The sequence below is a fragment of the Pandoraea aquatica genome, from assembly GCF_902459565.1.
Taxonomy (GTDB): domain Bacteria; phylum Pseudomonadota; class Gammaproteobacteria; order Burkholderiales; family Burkholderiaceae; genus Pandoraea; species Pandoraea aquatica.
In genome coordinates this window covers 148,508-168,222 of sequence record NZ_CABPSN010000004.1, presented here as the reverse complement: position 1 = coordinate 168,222, position 19,715 = coordinate 148,508, and the positions used below count along the sequence as shown (strand labels likewise).

Sequence of the window (19,715 nt, the reverse complement as noted above, 5' to 3'; positions counted from 1 at the left end):
ATCAAGACGGCGCATCACGCCTCCAGAGAACGCGGAGATTCGCCATCGTCGCCGTCGTCGACATCGCGGTCGTCGGCCAGACCGCCGCACCACCGCGCGTTTCGCGCCACCAGCTCGCGCACCAGCGCCCAATCCGCGTGTTCGCAGAAATCGAGCATCATCGTGCCGCACGGCCCATCAAACGTGGTCAGCCGCGCGCTCAGCATGTCGTTGATGCCGCGTTGATCGGGCCCGCCACCGCCCCATGCGACGCGGTACGGATTCGCGCCCATCCCGGTGCCGCTGCAAAAGTTGACTACCCAGCGCTGCGCCGCAAGCGCCCCTGTGCGAGCCAGCAGTGCATCGATCCTCTGCCATTTGAAATCGATGGACGCCTCCACCGGCACACGGTATTCATCCTGAATCGTGAACCCCGCACCGGCGCGCTCGATGTCAAACGTCGCGTTGTCCGGCCACGCCGTGAGATCGATGCCCATTGGCGCAATCGCCGTCGACGCATGGGCAAAGCGCCGCCACAACACAATCGCCCCACGCACGTCGCCCAGACGTGGAATCGTGTCGCCCAGATACCAACGGACATGCGCCGCGTACTGCTCGACGTACGACGCAAAGGTCTGCGCGAAACTGCGCGTACAGTGCCGATCGCCGCATTCGTCCTTCACCGACATCACGATGCATTCGCCCGGATGACGCACGAAAAACGCCGCACAGGTCGCGATGACGTCGTCGAACATCAGCCCCAACGCAATGCGTTGATGATTGATGTGAAACACATCGTCTTCGTGACGGCAGCGAATATCGAGCACCCGCACGCCGCGCGCCAGTTGGACCGCCAGACTCGCGCGCTGCGTCCGGGCGAGCGCGTCGTCCACGGTGTAGGCGCACGTGTCATGACTGCCGGGCAACGTGAGGCCGTTAAGCGGGATGTCGTCACGCAGATCCGTCATCCAGGCGGCCGGCGTGGCACGTGTTACCGTTGCATCTTGTTCGTTCGTCATCTTCTTGCCCTTTTCGTCGTGCACGCTGCGCGAAGCAAGCTTTGCGTCCCCCTACTCGTCACGCCATGCCGAAGAAACAAACGTCCTGGGTCACCGCCGCCGACGTCGCCCGCCGCGCGGGTGTGTCGCGCTCCGCCGTCTCGCGCGCGTTCTCGCCGACCGCCAGCATCGCCCCGGAGACCCGGGAGCGCGTTATGGAAGCCGCACGCTCGCTCGGCTATCAGGTCAACCTGATCGCCCGCGAGATGATCATGCAGCGCAGCAGCATGGTCGGCGTTGTCACCGCCGGCTTCGAAAACCCGTTCCGCGCGAAACTCCTCTCGCAGATCATTGCCGCTCTCGGTCGTCACAAACTCACCCCCATCGTGGTGAACGCGGAAGATCCCGTGCAAATCCAGCAGTCGCTCGACATGCTGCTGAGCTACCGGATCGGCGGCATCATCATGACGTCGGCCTCTCCACCGCTCGGACTCGCCCGCCAGTACCTCGAAGGCGAGATTCCCGTGGTGATGATCAACCGCGCGTCGAACCTGCCCGGTGCAGACGTGGCAGTGAGCGACAACGCCGCAGGCGCCACACTCGCCGCCCGGCTCCTGATCGACGCCGGTGCGACACGCCTCGCCTTCGTCGGCCCGACCAAACCCAGCTACAACGGCAAAGCTCGCTGCGCCGGCTTCCTTCGCGCGATACAACACATCGTCAAGGAAGGTGCGACGCTCACACACCCGGTCGAAACCCACAGCACCCCCGGTGACACTTACGAATGCGGCGTCGCTGCCGCGCACGCCCTGCTCGCCACGCACGACCGGCAAGCGCCGCGCCCCGATGGCGTGTTCTGCTCGTCCGATCTGCTCGCGCTCGGCTTCATCGACACGGCCCGCCAGCATTTCGGCATGCGCGTGCCAGAGGACCTCCGCGTCGTCGGCTTCGACGATATTCCCGCCGCGAATTACGATAACTACCAACTCACGACCATCGTGCAGGACACGCATGCGCTGGCAGATACCGCCATCGAACTGCTCATCGACCGCATGAACGCGTTCTCGGGTGTCTCGCGAACGCGCATCGTCCCGGTCACGAGCGTCGTGCGTAAAACCTGCGCCTGACGCCCCCAACCTCGCCGGTCACTTCAGCCCGCCGGAAAACCCGTGCAGCAAATACCGCTGCACGTATCCCGCGACGGCCAACGTCGGCAGCGACGCGATCATGCCCACGCTCATCAGATCGCCCCAATCGATGCCGTTCTCCGTGACGTAGCCCGCCACCGCGAGCGGCAACGTGAACTTGCTCGGCGACGAGACGAACAGCAGCGCAAGCAGAAACTCGTTCCACGCGGCAATCAGCACGAAGATCGCCGTCGCCACCAATCCCGGCGCACACAGCGGCAACATGATGTCGACCAGCCGACGAAACAGCCCTGCGCCATCGATGCACGCCGCTTCGTCGTAATCGACGGGAATCTCGCGCACGAACGACAGCAGCATCCAGATCGACAGCGGCAGCGTGTACACCTGATAGGCCAGCATCAGCCCAACTTCCGAGTCGAGCAGATGCAACGTCTTCGCCAGCGAAAACAACGGCACGGCGACGGTGATCGGCGGCATCAGCTTGACCGCCAGCACCAGCATCAGGAAAACCACATCCAATCGCGCCGGGAAACGCAGACGCACGAGCGCGTAAGCCGCCGGAAACGCCAACGTCAGCGACAGCAGCGTCGTGCCGCAACTCACCAGCAGGGAATTGAGCACCTGACGCCCGATACCGCTCTCCCATACGGTCTGGAAGTGCTGCAAGGTCGGCGTCTGCGGCCACAGCGCCAGCGGATGATCGAGACGCTCCAGTGTCGGCGTGAAGGCTACACCTAGCATCCACACGCACGGCAGCAGCAATAGCGCCAGCGCAGTGATACGCAACGTCCAGAGCAACGTTAGCTGCCCCGACCGATGGAACGCGAGAGACGATGTCGCGCTACTCATCGCGCCCCCGGCTTGCGAATCGACATCCAGACGTTGACCGAGACGAGCACGGACGCGACGAGCAACATCAGCACCGACGCCGCACTCGCGGGCCCCACACTGAAAAAGCGAAAGCCGGTGTCGTAGACGTACGTCGACAATGTCTGCGTCGCATTGCCCGGTCCGCCACCGGTGAGCGCGTAGACCTTGTCGAACAGCTTGAACGTGTCGATCGAGCGCAGCAGCATGGCCAGCACGAACTGCGGCACGAGCAGCGGCAGCGTGATGTCGCGCAGGCATTGCCACTCGCTGGCACCGTCCGTGCGTGCCGCCTCGAACAACTCCGGATCGATGGACTGGATGCCCGCGAGCACGATCAGGAACGCCATGGGCGTCCATTGCCAGACGTCCACCAAGATCAGCGACCAGATCGCCAGCCCCGGATCGGACAACCACTGCACGCCCGGCAGGCCGAACTTCGCGAGCAACGCATTCAGGAACCCGCTGAAATTCAACCAGTTGCGCCAGATCGCCGAGCACACCAGCGTGGAGAGCATCATCGGCAGAATCAACAGCGGCATGACGAAGCGCCGCCCGCGAAACGCACGGGAGAACAACAACGCCAGCGCAGCGCCAAGCACCACCTCACACACCGACGCCACGATCGTGAAGTGCACCGTGTTGAAGAAGCTAGCCGTGAAGTTGTCGTCGGCAAGCACCGTCCGATAGTTCTTCAGCCCGGCGAACGCCCGGTGCCCCGTCGCGTAGTCGACGTGGAAGAAGGAATCGAACAGCACCTGCAATACCGGATACAGCGCCAGCACCGCGATAACGAGGAATGCCGGCCCCACCAGCCAGATCAGGGGCCACCAGCGACGTGCAGCACGCATGGAATCGTCGGGACGTTAGTTGGCTGCGGTCGTCAGCACCGGCGCGATCTTCTGCGATGCCTGACGCAGCGCAGCTTCCGGCGTCAGTTGGCCCGTAATCACGAGTTGCAGGGCGTCGCCCAGCAAGCTCTCGATCTGCTCCCAGTTCTTTACACGCGGACGCGCACGCCCGGCCTCAAGCGCCTTCAACTGATCCGGATACCAGCGGAATTGCTTCACGAGCGCGGGATCTTCGAAGACGCTCTTGCGCGTGGGCGGAATGCCCATGACGGCCAGACGCGTCTGCGTATCGCGCGACGTTAGATACGCCAGGAATTCCTGTGCGAGCGCGGCGTGCTGCGCGTCCTTCGGAATGGCCATCTGCCAGATGCCGAGCATCGGTGCCGGCCCCTTGACCTGTCCCGGCGGTGCCTGCAACGCGACCTCGCCAACCACACGCGACTGCTTCGGATCGTCCAGCGCAGGCACCCACGCCGGCCACACTTCGATGGCTTGCGCCGCTGCGCCCTTCTGCAAGGCATCGCGCACTTCGGCCGCGCCGTAGACCGCGACGTCCTTCGGCGCATGCGCCTTGAGCGCGACGAACATCTTCAGTGCGGCGAGCGCTTGCGGCGAATCGATGGCGGCCTTTCCGTTCGCGTCGATCACGTCGCCGCCGTACGCCCACAGAATCGGCAGGAACCCCGTCACGACGGGATTGCCCTTCGTGCCGCGAAACACCACGCCGGACACGCTAGCGTCGGTGCCGGTCGTCTGAGCGATCTTCAGTACGTCGTCCCAGGTGCGCGGCGCTTGCAACTTGTGCTTGGCAAGCAGATCGCGACGGTACGCAAACATCTCGACGTTACCGACGACCGGCAGCGCGTACAGATTGCCGTTCGGCGCACGGCCTAGCGCCACGGTCGATGCGACCATGTCGGCGTCGACCAGCGTCGCAGGCAGCGGCTTGAGCCAGCCGTTGCCCATGAATTCGGGCGACCACGTGTCGTCCATCATCACCAGATCGTAGGCACCTGTGCCCTCGCGCATCGACAGCTTGAGCTTCTGATACAGGTTCGCGTTCGGCAGCTTCAGCAGTTCGATATCAGCGGACGGATGCGTCTTCTTGAAGCCCGCAACGGCCTCGGCGAGGCCCTTGCCGTAGATATCGTCACGCCCGGCGATCACGAGATCGGCCGCGCTCACGCTCGTCGCCACGACGAACAGGCCAACGGCGGCGGCAACAGCGGCCGACAAGGCACGCAGACGGATAGACAGTTTCATGCGATCTCTCACTGGGTTGACGATGGCATCGAGCTTCGCTTGCACACGTGTGCAAACTCATCACTGAAAAATGCCACTTGCATGGCATGACCGTCATTCTGGCGAGGGATCGTTAAAGAATTGTGGCAAGCCGAACGCCCTGACTCGCTAAAGTTTCCGACGCAGGTGCCGATGAAAGATTTCATGCCCCGAAAAATTGAGCATTGACGTCGCGCCTTCAACGATCGAAGACCAGATGCACGATCTCAGGGCACACACGGGGATAGGCAGCGGTACGCCTTGGAAGTCAGAAGTCGAGGAGAAAAATTATATGTTGGTGAAAGTAGTGCTGGGCATGCTTGCCGGCGTGGTGATGTTGCAGGCGGCACATGCTGAAGATGTGGGTGACTGGATCACGGTGGCGGAAACGTCGAAGTCCCTCTGGCAGGGAAAGCGCGGTAGCGGTTCGATGACCAATGTCGACGGCAAGAAAAACAACGGCTACAAGTACCTGTATCAGAAGAAGAATAAGACCAACAATACGTACGACTACGGTCAGGCCGTGGTGTTGCTCGAAGCGTGCCGCAAAGGCTATGGATTCGTGTACTACAACGGCATGGAAGGCCAGTACGTGAGCAAGGACCAGTTCGTGCGATTCGGCCCGACGGTGGCCGACAATATCGGCACGATGGCCTGCCTGAGCTGGGACAACGAGACGGGGCAGATCTCGCTGGCCGAGAAGAAGGACGCGTGGGAATTTATCGCGTCGGTCAAGGATTCCGGCAACAAGGTCTATCTGAAGAACGATACGGCACGCAAACGCGCGTTCAAGGGCAAGCCGTCGGTGTCGATGCTCTCGCGCTTCGACAATCTTCGCGATAACAATTTCGATTACAACGAAGTCGTCATTGCGTCGGCGGATTGCGAGCGAGGTTACGGCACGCTTTATCAACTGAATTTCGACGGCGGCGTGGCCGACAAATGGGATGTCGCGCTGAATGGCAAATCGGTCGCTTCAGCGGTCAGCGATGCGGTTTGCAGCAAACGGTGATTCGCCGTTTCATCCGCGGCAAATAAAAATGGGCGCATCACAGCGCCCATTTTTTTGAGTTACGACGGATTACGCATCCGGACGCGTGCCCTTCACCACCACATCCGCGTGTCCGGCAGCATCACCATGACGACGCCCTGCCATCTCGCTGCTGCCGGGATCGCCCGCAGGCAGACGGTGATTTTCGATGTCCTGCACGACCTGAATCGCTGTGGCATCGATGCCATCGGTCAGCGGCTTCGGATCGAGGCCGATGCCCAGTACCATCACGGCCATCGCGCCGAGCAGCGCGAATTCGCGACGGCTCACGTCCTTGAGCGATGCCACGCGGGCGTTGCCCACACGACCGAAGATCACGCGCTTGTACATCCATAGCGTGTAAGCCGCGCTCAGCACCAGCGTGAGCGATGCGAGCGCGCCGATCCAGAAGTTCGCCTTGATCGCGCCCATCAGCACGAGAAACTCGCCGACGAAGCCCGACGTGCCCGGCATACCCACGTTCGCCATCGAGAACAGCATTGCGAAGGTCGCAAAGCGCGGCATCGTGGCGGCCACACCACCATAGGCGTCGATGGACGAGCTACCGGTTCGGTCGTACAACATGCCCGTGCACAGCAGCATCGCACCCGAGACGATGCCGTACGAAATCATCTGCATGACCGCGCCGTCGGTACCCATCTCGGAGAAGAGGAACAGACCGAGCGTTACCAGCCCCATGTGGGCGACCGCCGAATACGCCAGCAGCTTGCGCAGATCGGTCTGCACCAGCGCCACCAGACTTGCGTAAATCACCGCGATCAGCGAGAGCACCACCATCAGCGGCGCGAGGAAATGGCTCGCGTCCGGCAGCAACGGCAGGTTAAATCGCAGCAGCCCGTAACCGCCGAGCTTCAGCATGCCGAGCATGACCGCCGCGCCGGTCGGGCCATCAAGGTGCACTTCGGGCAACCACGTGTGGACCGGCCACATCGGCACCTTGACGGAGAACGCCCCGAGAAAGCCGATGAACAACATGACCTGCACCGCGAGCGGCAGATGCAGCGTCTGCCAGCGTGAGATGTCGAAGCTCTGCGTCTGCATGTACAGATAGAGCATCGAGACCAGCATCATCAGCGAGCCGGTCAGCGAAAAGAAGAAGAACTTCACTGCCGCGCGTGTGCTGTTGGCTCTGCCATAGACGCCGATCAGCAAGTACAGCGGCAGCAGCGTGGCTTCGAAGAAGACGAAGAACAACATGCCGTCCTGCGCCGTGAACACGCCCTGCATCAGGCCGGAGAGCACGAGGAAGCTACCGAAATACGAACTCATGCGCGTGGTCACGGCGCGCCACGACGCCAGCACGACGATGATCGTCGTCACGCCGGTCAGCGCCACGAGCCACAAAGAGATGCCGTCGATGCCCACGTGCCACGAAGCGTCGAAGGACTCGATCCAGCGGAAGCGCTCGACGAATTGCAAACTGGAAACACTGGTCCGGAAACCACGCACGAGCGGCACGAGCGGCGCGGCCGAAATCACGGCGGCGACGAGCGACGCCCAGCGAACGGTATTGGGGAATCGATCCTGGCCGAGCAGCATGACGAGCGCGCCAGCCACGATGGGAAGCCAGATCAGAAGGGACAGGATGGGAAACATTGGGGGTCCTGGTGTGCCGCAACAAAAAACGAGCGCAAATGCGCTCCGTTGACGGCGCCAGGGACGAACCTACCCCGCGCGTATCGCGAGAGCGAAACGCACAAATCAAGGCTTTTCAATGCCTGCGGGAGGGGACGCCGGGCGCGGGGGCGTCAACGAAGGTGGCAAGCATACGCGTCCGAAATAAATTTTGCACCGCAGCAAATTTTACAAATGATTGCGAACACCTCGTCCGACCGTCCGGTCGGCGATTGTCGCGTCGACGAGAACACCGCGCGACAATGGGCCGCAGCCCGGATGCGCACGCGCATGACAAAGTCAATCGATGCGCGCGCCGATTTCGTCAATAACGCATTGTGGAATTTGAAGACAGTGCGGCGCGTGGCGATGGGGTTCGCCGTGTCGGCGCGTATTGCGAGATGCAACGCGAGATGGAGGATGAAGCGCACGCGCGGGGAGATATCGCGCGTGCGTTACTGCGGAGAAACGTCGCTCAGGCCTTCGGACGACGCAGGTCGAACATCGGACCGATCTCAGCGTAATCGCCGAGATAGCCCGCGCGCATCACCGGATGCGCTTTTGCCGTGTCGAAGAGGCCATCCTCACGCAAGAACTCGCGACGAATGTGCACGCCGACCACCTGCCCTAGCGCAAGCCAGTTGTTCATCGGCTTGCCGTCCAGATCATGCATGCGCACGATTTGCAGCAGCTTGCATTCGAGCGATGCGGGCGACTCCGCCACGTGTGGCACGTCCACATTCACGCCGGGCGCTTTGGTCAGGCCAGCCAGTTCGAATTCGTCGACTTCATGCGGTACGGGGGCCGACGTCCGGTTCATTTGCTCGACCAGCGACTTGCTCGTCAGATTCCAGACGAACTCGCGCGTGGCTTCGATGTTCGCGATGGAGTCTTTGTAGCCCTCGCTGCAAAACCCGATGATGGCCGGGAACGAAGCGAAGGCACCGAAGAAGCTGTACGGCGCGAGATTGACGCCACCTTGCGCATCGCGGCTCGAAATCCAGCCGATCACGCGCGGCGCGACAATCGCCTTGAACGGGTCGTGGGACAGGCCGTGGCCTTTGGCCGGGTCGTAGAAATGAACGTCGTCGGGATGGGACATGGTGGTGAAAGGGGGTAAGTCGTCAACAATGTTGCGGGATTGCGTCGATGCTATCGCACTCTGCGCACTTGCGTCGGGCGGCCGCCTCTACTCGCTTCCACCCTCCTCTCGCCCCCTTTATCCGCTTCTCTCCGGAGATCACTCGGACACACCGCGTCCCAGACGCGCAATCAGTTCGCCATGCGCAGGCCACTGCGCGGCGAGCGCCGCCGGGTCGGCCATCTCGAAATCCTCGAAGGCGAAGCCCGGCGCGACGGTGCATCCGACCAGAGAATAACTTGTCGACGGTGCGGGTTGCGCGGCGAACCAGTGGCCAGCGGGCACGACGTGCTGCAACTGTTCGCCGTTTGCGACATCGTGTCCGAGGCACGTCGTCGTGAGCTTGCCGGACGGATCGATTTCGTGAATCCACAGCGTGCCGCCCAGATGGAAGTGCCAGACCTCGTCGCTGCGAATGCGATGGAACGCGGAGAAGTCGTTCGCTTCGAGCAAATAGAGAATCGCGGTGGAAATGCTGCGTGGACCGGAGAAGCCACCGGGCAGTGCGTCGGCAGCCACCGTCCCGGCGGCGCGATACGTCTCGCGGTAATGCCCGCCCTCGGGATGCGGCAAGAGGCTCAGCGAGGCGACGAGATCGGCAGCAGACGGCATATCGGACTCCATTTAAGTCAGTCGGGGGGGTGAGTCAGCGCAGGCAAGCACGAGGGCGATTCATCAGGCGAAACAATTATTCCGCCCGTCAAAACACTCATCGGGACACGCGATTGCGTCACCTTAGCCCAAAACTCGCGTCGATAAAGGGTTCCGGACATGGCAGCGTGGGAATCGGCGAGATTTACCGATTTGTGCGACGATTGCCATGTTGCGTCGCGCAAGGCGACGCGTTTTTCATTGCACGCGCCGCTTTGGCGCCGTCAGATCATGCCTGCCACTCTCAAGATTGACTTTGTCTCCGACGTCGCCTGCCCGTGGTGCGCCATCGGCCTTGCCTCGTTGAAGACAGCACTCGCCCGTCTGGGCGACGAGGTCGACGCCGACCTGCACTTCAGCCCCTTCGAACTGAACCCCGACATGCCGGTCGAGGGCGTGCCGCTCGCCGACTATATGTCGCGCAAGTACGGGTTGTCGCCGGAGCAGATGGCACAGAATCGCGCGAACATCAGCGCACGGGCTGCCGCCGAAGGCTTCCCGATGCGCATGGATCTGCGCACGCACGCTTACAACACGTTCGACGCGCATCGTCTGCTGCACTGGGCGCAGACCGTGGGCAACGACAAGCAGCTCGCCCTCAAGGAAGCGCTGTTCCGCGCGTACTTCGTCGACGGCAAGCGCACGAGCGATCCCGAAGTGCTCGTCGACGCCGTGCAACAGGCCGGTCTCGATGCGGCACGCGCGCGTGAGATTTTGTCGACGGACGAGTACGCCGATCAGGTGCGCGCGCTGGAGCGTCACTATCAGAATCTCGGCATCAGCTCGGTGCCTGCGATCATCTTCAATAACCGACATCTCGTGAGTGGCGGTCAGCCGCCGGAAGTGTTCGAGCAAGCCATCCGTCAGATTCTGGCCGAGGGCTGATCCGTCATGTCGTCGCTGCCTCCGACCGCCGACACGTCGACGGTAAGCGCGCCGCCCGCCCCTGCCGCGGCGCAATTGCACGAGCCGCCCGCCACCGGACGCGGGCTCGCCATGACGGCGATTCTGCTCGCCGTCTCGCTCGCCAGTCTCGATACCGCCATCGCCAACACGGCCCTGCCGCAGATGGCGCTCGATCTGAACACGACGCCCTCCGCCTCGGTCTGGATCGTCAATGCCTACCAATTGGCGATGGTCGCCACGCTGTTGCCCTTCGCATCGCTGGGTGAGCGTGTCGGCCACAAGCGCGTGTTCATGTGGGGCGTCGCGGTGTTTCTCGCGGCGTCGCTGCTGTGCGCGCTTTCGCCGTCGCTCGGCTTTCTGGCGGGCGCACGCGTGCTACAAGGCGTGGGTGCAGCGGCGGTCATGAGCGTGAACATCGCGCTGATTCGCTTCCTGTACCCGGCGGCGCAGTTAGGGCGCGGCGTTGGGCTGAATGCATTGATCGTCGGCATCTCGTTTGCGATCGGGCCGACGGTGGCGTCACTGGTGCTGGCATTCGCAAGCTGGCCGTGGCTGTTCCTGATCAACGTGCCGACGGCGTTGCTGGCGCTGGCTTTCTCGCGTCGCAACCTGCCTGACACGCCGCGCAGCGAGCACAAGCCGGACATGATCGCGGCGCTGCTCAATGTGCTGACGTTCTCGCTGTTGATCTTTGCGCTGAGCCAGAGTGCGCAGCAGGCTGACTGGCATCTGACGCTGGCCTGCTTCGTTGGCGCGCTGGTCTTCGGATGGGCGTTGATCCGACGCGAGCGCGGCCATCGCGCGCCGATGTTGCCTGTGGATCTGATGCGTCTGCCTGCGTTTGCGTTGTCGACGCTCACTGCTATCTGTGCGTTCGCGACGCAAGGGTTGGGATTGGTATCGCTGCCCTTCTACTTCGAGAACGTGCTGCATCGCAGTCCCATCGAGACCGGTTTCCTGATGACACCGTGGCCGTTCTTCGTCGCGGCGATTGCGCCGGTGGCTGGGCGTCTGTCGGACAAGTATCCGCCGGGCGCACTGGGCGCGATCGGCCTGGCGATGCTGAGCGCCGGCATGGCGTTGCTGGCGATCATGCCGGAGCACGCGCAGTTGTGGGATATCGGCTGGCGCATGGCGTTGTGCGGGTTGGGCTTCGGCTTCTTCCAATCGCCGAACCTGAAGGCATTTATGCACAGCGCGCCGCCGGAGCGCAGTGGCGGTGCGAGCGGCATGGTCGGGACGTCGCGTCTGCTCGGTCAGGCGACGGGCGCTGCCCTTGTCGCGTTGGCGCTGGGCCTGTTCGGCACGCACGGTTCAACGTGGGCGCTGGCGTGGGGTGCGGCGTTCTCTGCGGCCGGATGTCTGGCGAGCGGCTTACGACTGGTAGGAAAGCGCGCGCACTGATTTCGTTTGCCCGCGTCGCAAAGCAAAGCCCCGCCAAGTGCGGGGCTTTGTCGTTTCTGGCGACCTGTCAGGGTTGACAGGTGTATTCGGTAAGTTCTCGTCCTAGAGTGAAAACGACATGCGAGAGCAACGGATGGTCGAGTAATGCGCACACGGCCCCTAAACCATCCTTCGCTCGCCAACTAGAACTTCAGCAAGGTGAAGTTATGCCCAACATGACCAATGTCGACGCAAGTCAGCTAAGTCGCGCAGGCGGCATGCCATTCACGATCACCGGCACCGGATTCTCAAAGACGGTGGAAGTCTTTTTTCTCGACGAAGCCGATCTGAAAATTCCAGCGAGTAGCTTCAAGGTCGAGAGTGATTCCAGGATTACGGGCATCTGTCCGGCGTTTCCCCGTGAAGGCCCCGTCACGATCAACGTCGCGGTCGGCGACGACGCCACGCCGGCGAAAGTGGCAAGCGGCACGGCTGCTGGTATTAACCAGCTTTCCCCGTACAAACTCGAATACGTCAATGAATTCTTCGTTGTAGCGGTGTCACCCAGCGGTTTGGTTTGAACTGACGGCGGCCTGTCCTTAAGCGAGGTACCTCATGGCAACTATTGCTAGTGTCACCGTCGGCCTGGTCGACCAGAATGGTGGTGGAGAATTCACGATCACCGGCGTGGGTCTCGCGAAAGCGGTGCGTGTCTACTTCGTCGACGCAGCGTCAAAAGCAATTCCGGCAACCCGTTACACCGTTGTGAGCGACACAAAGATCACCGGGATTTGCCCGGCATTTTCCGCCGTCGGACCCGCAAGGGTGAACGTCACGGTCGGCGAGTTCGCCACTGCTGCGCAAAGGGTGATGTCCGGTTTGGGCATGCAAAGTCAAAGCGGGGACGTGAATGAGCTTTACGTGGGCGATCAGAACTTCTCGATGAAGAAGTTCTAGCTTCTACCGCGACAAACGACCGAGAAAATCTGCTTGAACCGCCCGCGGCATATCACCCCGTCAAGCAAAGCCTCGCCAAACGCGGGACTCTCTCGTTACCTTGCCACCTGTCAACGTTTACAGGGGCGTCGATCCGCGCCACTGCCTAAATTGAAGACACCGGTCATGGCAGATGCGAATTTCCCTGCGGCATTTCAAAAATTTGCGAGGTGTGAGACGGCAACCATTTCAGATATGGGTTACTGCGGTCTGATCCGTGTCGGCGATGGCGGCGGAATTCCGTGCACGCGTCTTCGTAACATTCAGTGAAGATCCGGCACCAGGAAAAGGAACGGCAAAGGTTGAAACCAATGCGGTTCCAGCAAAGCGCGTTCCAAAGTTGTATGCACCGATCATTACCAACCGACTTATTGAAGGGGGTTACTCAAACGACGCGGACACCTTTGAATTCGTCCATGAGTTCGAGGTCGGCTCGTCCAAATTTGCGTATACAGACTCTCTACGTGAGGCGAATCATGGCAAGCGTTCTTCGTACCGACATCACGAAAGCGGTCACTCGCACATCCGAAGGTGAGCTTGAAATTTTTGGATCGGGTTTCAAGAACGCGACCAAGGTTCACTTTATCGATCCGGCAGGAAAGACATTCAGTGCCGTTAGCTTCAACGTCGTCAGCGACCAGATCGTCACCTGTGTTTGCCCTGTCTTCAGCGAAAGCGGACTGGCAAAGGTTTTCGTCACGGTGAACGGCGCCGACTCGACGTTCACCGCTGCCCCGCCTCCGTCGGCGTCAGCGACCGGGCGATCGGTAGATTCCAGCGATTCGTTTAGTGGATCCCGCTTCGTGAACAGCTTTCTGGAGAAAAATTACACCAACGAGTTTGAGGTGCTACCGCCCGGCTTTTTGCCCGGCGGCGGAAGCGTGTGCGTATCAAGCTGAACCGCATATGTTCTGTCGCCATTTGGCTTCCCACGCCACTTCAAGCGCAATTGGTAACGTCACAGGACGAGGTACATCATGGCAAGCATCAAATGGATTGGCGTTATCAAGGCCACCTGCAAAGACGGTGGGGAATTCGCGATTCTGGGGTCGGGATTTACTGGAGCATCGCAGGTGTACTTCGTCGATGCCGCATCGAAGAAAATTCCAGCGAGCCAGTTCACTGTCGTCAGCGACGAGACGATTGAATGTTCGTGCCCGCCCTTCTCTAAAGTTGGGCCTGCAAGAGGTTATGTTGTCGTCGGCAACCAAGAAGCCACCCCCGTCAAGAATTCGCCGCAAGCACAAAGCAGAGCAATACCACAGCAACAGTTGATCGGCGAAGCCGGATGCGTAAACGTCGGCCTGCAAACCGAGTATGGCAATGAGTTTAATGTCAGCGATGGGTACTGATCACGCAGTTCACGATGACGGAAGCGTTATTTCTGGTTGATGCGCATCCGGATTGGATGCGGTGCTTGGCGCACAGGCTCCTTCATATTCCGTTCAATCATTCATGGAGACACATCATGGCAAGCATTAGTCGGATCAGTGTTATCAAAGCCTCCTGCTACAAAGACGGAGAAATCAACATTTTTGGTTCGGGATTTACGGGAGCATCTCAGGTGTACTTCGTCGATGCCGCGTCAAAGAAAATCCCGGCGAGCAAGTTCACCGTTGTTAACGACGGACAGATCAATTGTTTGTGTCCGCCGTTCTCTCAAGAGGGGATAGCACGAGGTCACGTCGTCATCGGAAGCGAAGAAGCCGTACCTGTTATCACTCCACCGCCGGAATCAGTTCGTGCTACGGAAGAACTTGCGATGTCCCCCGAGATGACCTCTGGACTCACAAACTTTGGTCAATTTACCAAGTACGGTAATGAGTTTGAGGTCATGTGAAAGCGCCGATCAGTTCGGCGCAGCACACCGAGCGTCCAATACGGCGCCCCGAGTTGGGGTGCACCGATTTCAAGTACGAAGAATTGCCCCCTGAAGCGAAAAGCCCCGCCGAGCGCGGGGCTTTCACATTTCTGGTGACCTGTAGACGTTTACAGGTGCGCGCGAATCGTCGGCCGTATAGATTGAAGTGTCGCTAAGTCTTCCTTACATGCAGTTCGATCACTCATGGAGAAACATCATGGCATCCATTAAATGGATCGGCGTTATCAAGGCCAACTGCAAAGAAGGTGGGGAATTCGAGATTCAGGGATCGGGATTTACGGGGGCATCTGAGGTCTACTTTATCGATGCCGCTTCAAAGAAAATCCCTGCAAGCAACTTTACCGTAGTCAGCGACGAGCAAATCGATTGTTCGTGCCCTCCCTTCTCCCAAAGTGGGCCAGCACGAGGTTATGTAATTGTTGACAACGAAGAGGCTTCGCCTGTCAAGAATCCTCCGCGAGCAACAAGTAGTCCTGCAGGAGATAGGACGGCAAGACGCGTTTTGGATGTTCGATTCTTGAACGTCACCCAATACACCGAATACGGCAATGAGTTTTCTGTCGCTCAAGGGTACTAGGCATGCCCCAACACACGGCAGGTCGGCAGGCACCTTCTGTCGGCCATTCGTCCGGACAAAGCGCACGTCGCAATCGAATGGTGCTTCCCCCAATGAATCGACCGTAACTTCAGCGCCCGGCACGGCAATCCAAGCGAATCGATCCACGGAGAAAAGACATGGCAAAAATCTATCAAGCAGCATCCACCGATGCCAATGATCAGGGTAAATGCACGATCAGAATTGTGGGAGACGGATTAACAAACGTCTCGCAGGCCTACGTCATCGACGCTGCATCCAAGAAGATTCCGGCGAGCATCGTCACCTTGCACAGCGACAGTTGCCTCGATTGCCAATATCCGATGGCAGGTGCTACCCCCGGAACGGCTCAGATCCATTTGATCGCAGACGGGAAAGAGGCCACGTTTACCGCTACGCCTCAAGCCTCTGACCTGACTCAAAAGGCATCCCAATTCGGATCGACACGCTCCGCCGCCGGTGCGTCATTTTTCGTGAGCAGCACCGACAACACGAACGAGTTCCTTCTTCCCAATCCCGGCACTCCGGACTTCAAGATCGACTAAGACCTGACGGAAACTCTCTATTGAGGCGGCGTAGCTACCTGTCGGCACCTACGCCAGCGTCTGAGTGAGGGTCGTGATGCCGCTTTAACATCCAACCATACCCATAGACAGGTCAGCAGAAATTAGGCGCGGGGCGTGGGGTCGTCCGCCGCCAGAAGTGCCGCGGCCCGTGCCGCGCTGGACGTGACTTGCTTTTGAAGAAAGGCGAGGAGCGCTTCGACAGAGCCGTTGTTGGTCATATCGGCAGGCATAAGCACGCCCGTCGACAACATCTCGTCGCGGGTAACGCCACCGTCGCCGTTGTGATCCATCCGCGCGAAATAATCCTGCTCGCTGATCGTCGGATTACCGCCTTTGTCGACGGCAATGCCCGGCTTCAGGATTTCGTAGAAGGAGGAAAACTCGGAGGCATCCAGCTTCCCGTCCTTGTTCAGGTCGAATTTGGTAAAGGCGGTGCTGAGCAGCGTGGACAGAGGATTAGCGGCAGTCACGGATATTCCCTCGGATTTCGCATCTTCTAGATGCCAAGCTGGTTAGAGAGCACTGCGAAAAATATAGCACGCCGTCTGTGAGAAATTCCCGTGATTCTCTCAACGCACCATCTCAGGAAAGCGAACGACCGCTCTCGCACAACTAATTGCACCGCCCTGCTTTCGTACCTGTCAGGGTTAACAGGTGCGGACATCTTTCCAATTGCCTAGATTGAAGTAACTGTCTTTCACCGCAAAGCCCAGCGCCACTTCACATCACTCCAAACGGAGATACATATGGCAACCATTACGAAAGTCGCTGTTGTCAAGGCCACCTGCAGGGAAGGTGGGGAATTTGAGATCTGGGGGTCGGGATTTTCGGGAGCCTCCGAGGTGTACTTCGTTGATGCAGCATCTACGAAGATTCCTGTGACCAGTTTTACCGTTGTCGACGACGGAACGATTAGTTGTGCATGCTCGAAATTCACTCAAGCGGGGTTGGCACGGGCTTACGTCGTCATTGGCGACGAAGAGGCCTCGCCCGTCAAGAATCCGCCTCAGTCAACGAGCCGTTCCGCGGAGGACCAACCCGTGGATTACGGCCGCTCCGCTACATTGCGATTCGGAAACCTTAACGAATATACCGAGTATGGCAATGAGTTTTCGGTGCGTTCGAATTCGGCGCAAAGCAGTCGAGGATGAAGCGATCAGGCAACAGTTGACTAGACCAAGGCTACGCCTGCGTACTGCCCCTACTCCACCGTCACCGACTTCGCCAGATTTCTCGGCTTATCCACATCCGTCCCACGTGCGACAGCGGCGTGATATGCGAGCAATTGCATCGGCCTTCCACGAAACCTCGCAGAAGATTTGAAATACGAAGAACTGATTCACCTGAAGCGAAAAGCCCCGCCGAGCGCGGGGCTTTCACATTTCTGGTGACCTGTAAACGTTGACAGGTGCGCGCGAATCGTCGGCCGTATAGATTGAAGTGACGCTAAGCCTTCCTTACATGCCGTTCGATCATTCATGGAGACACATCATGGCAGAAATCTATCGAGCAGCATCCACCGACCCCGACGATCAGGGCAAATGCACGATCAGAATTATGGGAGACGGATTAGCAAGCGTCTCAGAGGTCTACGTCATCGACGCTGCATCCAAGAGGATTCCGGCGAGCATCGTCACCTTGCTCAGTGACAGTTGCCTCGATTGCCAATATTCGATAGCGGGCACCACGCCCGGTGTGGCACACGTCCATTTGATCGCCGACGGAAAAGAGGTCACTGCTAAGCCTACAGCCTTAGGTACGAGTCCAACGAGCTTCCATTCCGGATCGTCACGCTCCCTAGCCGGTGATACGTTTCTCGTGAGCGACACCGACAACTCGAACGAGTTCCTCCTTCCCAGAACTGGCCAATAAATGCTTCATGGGCGCTAAGAGTCAGGACATGGTGGAAACTCTCTCCATAGGTGTCGGCAAGCTGCCTGTCGGCGCCCTACTCCACCGTCACCGACTTCGCCAGATTTCTCGGTTTATCCACATCCGTCCCGCGTGCGACAGCGGCGTGATACGCCAGCAGTTGCATAGGGATGGTGTGGAGAATCGGGGACAGCAGACCGTAGTGTTCGGTCAGTCGAATCACTTCGATATCCGGTCCTGGCACTAACCCGCAATCGCTATCGGCAAAGACGTAGAGCTTGCCGTTGCGCGCGCTCACTTCGTGCATGTTCGACTTCAGCTTTTCCAGCAGACGATCGTTCGGTGCGACCGCTACCACCGGCATCTCGTCGCTCACCAGGGCCAGCGGTCCGTGCTTCAACTCCCCCGCCGGATACGCTTCCGCGTGGATGTACGAAATCTCCTTCATCTTCAGCGCCCCTTCCATCGCTACCGGGAAGTGCAAGCCGCGTCCGAGGAAAAGGATGTCCTGACGTCTCGTCAGTTGCTCCGCCCACGCGATGATTTGCGGCTCCAATGCAAGCACCTTGGCAATCGCATCGGGCAGGTGACGTAGCGCCTTCAAGTGCTGCTGTTCGTCCTCGTCCGATAACCGGTTGCGACTTTGCGCCAGCGTCAGCGCCAGAATGAACAGCGACACCAGTTGCGTCGTGAACGCCTTCGTCGATGCCACGCCGATCTCCACGCCGGCGCGCGTGAAGAACGTCAGCGCACACTCGCGTGCCAGCGCACTCGTCGCCACATTGCAAATCGCCAGCGTGTGCAACATTCCGCGCTGCTTGGCGACGTGGACCGCGCCCAGCACGTCCGCCGTCTCGCCGCTCTGCGACACCGCAACGACGAGCGTCTTCGGATTCGCCACGCTGTCGCGATAGCGGTACTCGCTCGCGATCTCCACATTCACCGGCACCTGCGCGAGACTCTCGATCCAGTACTTCGCCGTGAGCGCCGCGTGATAGCTGCCGCCGCAAGCGAGCAACAACACCGAGTCCACCGCGTTGAACACACGCCACGCGTTATCGCCGAACAACTCCGGCATGATCGACGTGACGTCCAGCAACGTATCGGCCACCGCACGCGGCTGCTCGAAGATCTCCTTCTGCATGTAATAGCGATACGGCCCAAGATCCGCCGCACCGCTGTGCGCCGCCACGCGGTTCACCGCACGCTCGACGCGCTGTCCTTGCGCATCCACCACCCAGTAACGATGCAGTTGCACGTCCGCCACATCGCCGTTTTCCAGATACACGATCTGATCGGTGACGTTGGCAAGCGCAATCGCATCCGAAGCAATGAAGTTCTCCCCCTCGCCCACCCCGAGAATCAGCGGCATGCCGTCGCGTGCACCGACGAGACGATGCGGCTCGTCGCGACAGATCACCGCAATCGCGTAGCTGCCACGCAACCGGCCAGCGGCTGCCTTCACCGCTTCGAACAGGTCGCCGTCGTACAGATGATCGATCAGATGCGCGATGACTTCGCTGTCGGTCTGGCTTGCGAAAACATAGCCTTGCGCCTCAAGCTCCGAGTGCAGTTCCTCGTGGTTCTCGATGATGCCGTTGTGCGAGAGCGCGATGCGCGGCGTCTCGGCATTCGGCGAGAAGTGCGGATGCGCGTTGTCCGTGACCGGCTTGCCATGCGTCGCCCAACGGGTGTGAGCAATACCCGTGTATCCCGCCAATCCGAGACGACTCACTTCCTCCTGAAGATTCGCCACGCGCTCGACACTGCGCGCACGGACCAGCGTCCGCTCGTGGTACAGCGCGACGCCGCACGAGTCATACCCGCGATACTCCAGCCGCTTCAGGCCGTCGACCAGATTGGGAACGATGTCCCGCTGCGCCACCGCGCCGATGATTCCACACATAACGCTTCTCCGAAATGATTCGTTGCCA

The 19,715-nt window shown here is 60.1% G+C and carries 23 protein-coding genes; 13 read left to right on the top strand and 10 right to left on the bottom strand.

Annotated elements, in window-relative coordinates:
• Nucleotides 1–14: 14 nt before the first annotated feature.
• Nucleotides 15–998 (bottom strand): phosphatidylinositol-specific phospholipase C, encoded by a 984-nt coding sequence (locus tag PAQ31011_RS15065; protein WP_174990134.1) that lies wholly within the window; start codon nt 996–998, stop codon nt 15–17.
• Between the two features lie 65 nt (nt 999–1,063).
• Between PAQ31011_RS15065 and PAQ31011_RS15060 the strand changes: the two genes are divergently transcribed.
• Nucleotides 1,064–2,104 (top strand): LacI family DNA-binding transcriptional regulator, encoded by a 1,041-nt coding sequence (locus PAQ31011_RS15060; RefSeq protein WP_150576616.1) that lies wholly within the window; start codon nt 1,064–1,066, stop codon nt 2,102–2,104.
• Between the two features lie 18 nt (nt 2,105–2,122).
• Here the strand turns inward: PAQ31011_RS15060 and PAQ31011_RS15055 are convergent, their stop codons facing one another.
• Genes PAQ31011_RS15055 through PAQ31011_RS15045 form a run of 3 tightly spaced genes read right to left on the bottom strand, consistent with a single transcriptional unit; the run spans nt 2,123 to nt 5,106 of the window.
• The gene (locus tag PAQ31011_RS15055; protein ID WP_150576615.1) at nt 2,123–2,974 is read right to left on the bottom strand and encodes a carbohydrate ABC transporter permease; all 852 of its coding nucleotides are present in this window, start codon (nt 2,972–2,974) and stop codon (nt 2,123–2,125) included.
• Nucleotides 2,971–3,843 carry a carbohydrate ABC transporter permease gene (locus PAQ31011_RS15050; protein WP_150576614.1) on the bottom strand — a complete coding sequence of 291 codons (873 nt, stop codon included), beginning with the start codon at nt 3,841–3,843 and terminating at the stop codon, nt 2,971–2,973. The genes PAQ31011_RS15055 and PAQ31011_RS15050 overlap by 4 nt, the downstream gene beginning before the upstream one ends.
• A gap of 15 nt (nt 3,844–3,858) precedes the next feature.
• Entirely contained in the window at nt 3,859–5,106 is a 1,248-nt protein-coding gene (locus tag PAQ31011_RS15045) for an ABC transporter substrate-binding protein (protein WP_150576613.1), read from the bottom strand.
• A 310-nt stretch (nt 5,107–5,416) separates the two neighbouring features.
• Here PAQ31011_RS15045 and PAQ31011_RS15040 point away from each other — a divergent pair, with 310 nt between their 5' ends.
• Nucleotides 5,417–6,136, top strand: coding sequence for a hypothetical protein (locus PAQ31011_RS15040; protein ID WP_150576612.1), 720 nt, complete (start codon nt 5,417–5,419; stop codon nt 6,134–6,136).
• A gap of 69 nt (nt 6,137–6,205) precedes the next feature.
• Here the strand turns inward: PAQ31011_RS15040 and PAQ31011_RS15035 are convergent, their stop codons facing one another.
• The 4 genes from PAQ31011_RS15035 to PAQ31011_RS15020 all read right to left on the bottom strand — a co-directional run bounded on the left by PAQ31011_RS15035 (nt 6,206) and on the right by PAQ31011_RS15020 (nt 9,542).
• Nucleotides 6,206–7,771: a complex I subunit 4 family protein gene (locus tag PAQ31011_RS15035; protein WP_150576611.1), complete on the bottom strand. Its 1,566-nt coding sequence runs from the start codon at nt 7,769–7,771 to the stop codon at nt 6,206–6,208.
• 152 nt (nt 7,772–7,923) lie between these two features.
• A complete protein-coding gene (locus tag PAQ31011_RS15030; RefSeq protein WP_150576610.1) occupies nt 7,924–8,220 on the bottom strand; it encodes a hypothetical protein in 297 nt (98 codons plus the stop codon).
• Between the two features lie 44 nt (nt 8,221–8,264).
• Complete coding sequence (locus PAQ31011_RS15025) at nt 8,265–8,891, bottom strand: flavin reductase family protein (protein ID WP_150576609.1); 627 nt, start codon at nt 8,889–8,891, stop codon at nt 8,265–8,267.
• Nucleotides 8,892–9,029: 138 nt separating this feature from the next.
• The gene (locus PAQ31011_RS15020) at nt 9,030–9,542 is read right to left on the bottom strand and encodes a cupin domain-containing protein (protein WP_150576608.1); all 513 of its coding nucleotides are present in this window, start codon (nt 9,540–9,542) and stop codon (nt 9,030–9,032) included.
• A gap of 270 nt (nt 9,543–9,812) precedes the next feature.
• Here PAQ31011_RS15020 and PAQ31011_RS15015 point away from each other — a divergent pair, with 270 nt between their 5' ends.
• From PAQ31011_RS15015 to PAQ31011_RS14975, 9 genes are all read left to right on the top strand, one after another.
• A complete protein-coding gene (locus tag PAQ31011_RS15015) occupies nt 9,813–10,466 on the top strand; it encodes a DsbA family oxidoreductase (protein ID WP_150576607.1) in 654 nt (217 codons plus the stop codon).
• A 6-nt stretch (nt 10,467–10,472) separates the two neighbouring features.
• Nucleotides 10,473–11,891: an MFS transporter gene (locus tag PAQ31011_RS15010; RefSeq protein ID WP_150576606.1), complete on the top strand. Its 1,419-nt coding sequence runs from the start codon at nt 10,473–10,475 to the stop codon at nt 11,889–11,891.
• Between the two features lie 206 nt (nt 11,892–12,097).
• Nucleotides 12,098–12,451 (top strand): IPT/TIG domain-containing protein, encoded by a 354-nt coding sequence (locus PAQ31011_RS15005; RefSeq protein WP_150576605.1) that lies wholly within the window; start codon nt 12,098–12,100, stop codon nt 12,449–12,451.
• Between the two features lie 34 nt (nt 12,452–12,485).
• Nucleotides 12,486–12,827: an IPT/TIG domain-containing protein gene (locus PAQ31011_RS15000; protein ID WP_150576604.1), complete on the top strand. Its 342-nt coding sequence runs from the start codon at nt 12,486–12,488 to the stop codon at nt 12,825–12,827.
• A gap of 515 nt (nt 12,828–13,342) precedes the next feature.
• Nucleotides 13,343–13,765: a hypothetical protein gene (locus tag PAQ31011_RS14995; RefSeq protein ID WP_150576603.1), complete on the top strand. Its 423-nt coding sequence runs from the start codon at nt 13,343–13,345 to the stop codon at nt 13,763–13,765.
• 78 nt (nt 13,766–13,843) lie between these two features.
• Entirely contained in the window at nt 13,844–14,218 is a 375-nt protein-coding gene (locus PAQ31011_RS14990) for an IPT/TIG domain-containing protein (protein ID WP_150576602.1), read from the top strand.
• A gap of 116 nt (nt 14,219–14,334) precedes the next feature.
• Nucleotides 14,335–14,706 (top strand): IPT/TIG domain-containing protein, encoded by a 372-nt coding sequence (locus PAQ31011_RS14985; protein ID WP_174990133.1) that lies wholly within the window; start codon nt 14,335–14,337, stop codon nt 14,704–14,706.
• Between the two features lie 238 nt (nt 14,707–14,944).
• Nucleotides 14,945–15,325, top strand: coding sequence for a hypothetical protein (locus tag PAQ31011_RS14980; protein WP_150576600.1), 381 nt, complete (start codon nt 14,945–14,947; stop codon nt 15,323–15,325).
• A 158-nt stretch (nt 15,326–15,483) separates the two neighbouring features.
• Entirely contained in the window at nt 15,484–15,888 is a 405-nt protein-coding gene (locus tag PAQ31011_RS14975) for a hypothetical protein (protein ID WP_150576599.1), read from the top strand.
• Nucleotides 15,889–16,010: 122 nt separating this feature from the next.
• Here the strand turns inward: PAQ31011_RS14975 and PAQ31011_RS14970 are convergent, their stop codons facing one another.
• A complete protein-coding gene (locus PAQ31011_RS14970; RefSeq protein ID WP_174990132.1) occupies nt 16,011–16,379 on the bottom strand; it encodes an EF-hand domain-containing protein in 369 nt (122 codons plus the stop codon).
• Between the two features lie 276 nt (nt 16,380–16,655).
• Here PAQ31011_RS14970 and PAQ31011_RS14965 point away from each other — a divergent pair, with 276 nt between their 5' ends.
• Together PAQ31011_RS14965 and PAQ31011_RS14960 are read left to right on the top strand one after the other, a co-directional pair.
• Nucleotides 16,656–17,060, top strand: coding sequence for a hypothetical protein (locus PAQ31011_RS14965; protein WP_150576597.1), 405 nt, complete (start codon nt 16,656–16,658; stop codon nt 17,058–17,060).
• A 340-nt stretch (nt 17,061–17,400) separates the two neighbouring features.
• Nucleotides 17,401–17,781: a hypothetical protein gene (locus PAQ31011_RS14960; RefSeq protein WP_150576596.1), complete on the top strand. Its 381-nt coding sequence runs from the start codon at nt 17,401–17,403 to the stop codon at nt 17,779–17,781.
• Between the two features lie 76 nt (nt 17,782–17,857).
• On the opposite strand, the gene glmS is transcribed toward PAQ31011_RS14960, so the two are convergent.
• The gene (gene glmS, locus PAQ31011_RS14955) at nt 17,858–19,687 is read right to left on the bottom strand and encodes a glutamine--fructose-6-phosphate transaminase (isomerizing) (RefSeq protein WP_150576595.1); all 1,830 of its coding nucleotides are present in this window, start codon (nt 19,685–19,687) and stop codon (nt 17,858–17,860) included.
• Nucleotides 19,688–19,715: the final 28 nt, after the last annotated feature.

Bases quoted from the DNA above. Each gene is read 5' to 3' on its own strand.
- PAQ31011_RS15015 (WP_150576607.1), top strand. From the start codon at position 9,813: ATGCCTGCCACTCTCAAGATTGACTTTGTCTCCGACGTCGCCTGCCCG.
- PAQ31011_RS14990 (WP_150576602.1), top strand. From the start codon at position 13,844: ATGGCAAGCATCAAATGGATTGGCGTTATCAAGGCCACCTGCAAAGAC.
- PAQ31011_RS15055 (WP_150576615.1), bottom strand. From the start codon at position 2,974: ATGAGTAGCGCGACATCGTCTCTCGCGTTCCATCGGTCGGGGCAGCTA.
- PAQ31011_RS15000 (WP_150576604.1), top strand. From the start codon at position 12,486: ATGGCAACTATTGCTAGTGTCACCGTCGGCCTGGTCGACCAGAATGGT.
- PAQ31011_RS14995 (WP_150576603.1), top strand. From the start codon at position 13,343: ATGGCAAGCGTTCTTCGTACCGACATCACGAAAGCGGTCACTCGCACA.
- PAQ31011_RS15035 (WP_150576611.1), bottom strand. From the start codon at position 7,771: ATGTTTCCCATCCTGTCCCTTCTGATCTGGCTTCCCATCGTGGCTGGC.
- PAQ31011_RS15040 (WP_150576612.1), top strand. From the start codon at position 5,417: ATGTTGGTGAAAGTAGTGCTGGGCATGCTTGCCGGCGTGGTGATGTTG.
- PAQ31011_RS15025 (WP_150576609.1), bottom strand. From the start codon at position 8,891: ATGTCCCATCCCGACGACGTTCATTTCTACGACCCGGCCAAAGGCCAC.
- PAQ31011_RS15010 (WP_150576606.1), top strand. From the start codon at position 10,473: ATGTCGTCGCTGCCTCCGACCGCCGACACGTCGACGGTAAGCGCGCCG.
- PAQ31011_RS14965 (WP_150576597.1), top strand. From the start codon at position 16,656: ATGGCAACCATTACGAAAGTCGCTGTTGTCAAGGCCACCTGCAGGGAA.
- PAQ31011_RS14975 (WP_150576599.1), top strand. From the start codon at position 15,484: ATGGCAAAAATCTATCAAGCAGCATCCACCGATGCCAATGATCAGGGT.
- PAQ31011_RS15045 (WP_150576613.1), bottom strand. From the start codon at position 5,106: ATGAAACTGTCTATCCGTCTGCGTGCCTTGTCGGCCGCTGTTGCCGCC.
- PAQ31011_RS15005 (WP_150576605.1), top strand. From the start codon at position 12,098: ATGCCCAACATGACCAATGTCGACGCAAGTCAGCTAAGTCGCGCAGGC.
- PAQ31011_RS15065 (WP_174990134.1), bottom strand. From the start codon at position 998: ATGACGAACGAACAAGATGCAACGGTAACACGTGCCACGCCGGCCGCC.
- PAQ31011_RS14985 (WP_174990133.1), top strand. From the start codon at position 14,335: ATGGCAAGCATTAGTCGGATCAGTGTTATCAAAGCCTCCTGCTACAAA.
- glmS (WP_150576595.1), bottom strand. From the start codon at position 19,687: ATGTGTGGAATCATCGGCGCGGTGGCGCAGCGGGACATCGTTCCCAAT.
- PAQ31011_RS15050 (WP_150576614.1), bottom strand. From the start codon at position 3,843: ATGCGTGCTGCACGTCGCTGGTGGCCCCTGATCTGGCTGGTGGGGCCG.
- PAQ31011_RS14960 (WP_150576596.1), top strand. From the start codon at position 17,401: ATGGCAGAAATCTATCGAGCAGCATCCACCGACCCCGACGATCAGGGC.
- PAQ31011_RS15020 (WP_150576608.1), bottom strand. From the start codon at position 9,542: ATGCCGTCTGCTGCCGATCTCGTCGCCTCGCTGAGCCTCTTGCCGCAT.
- PAQ31011_RS14980 (WP_150576600.1), top strand. From the start codon at position 14,945: ATGGCATCCATTAAATGGATCGGCGTTATCAAGGCCAACTGCAAAGAA.
- PAQ31011_RS15060 (WP_150576616.1), top strand. From the start codon at position 1,064: ATGCCGAAGAAACAAACGTCCTGGGTCACCGCCGCCGACGTCGCCCGC.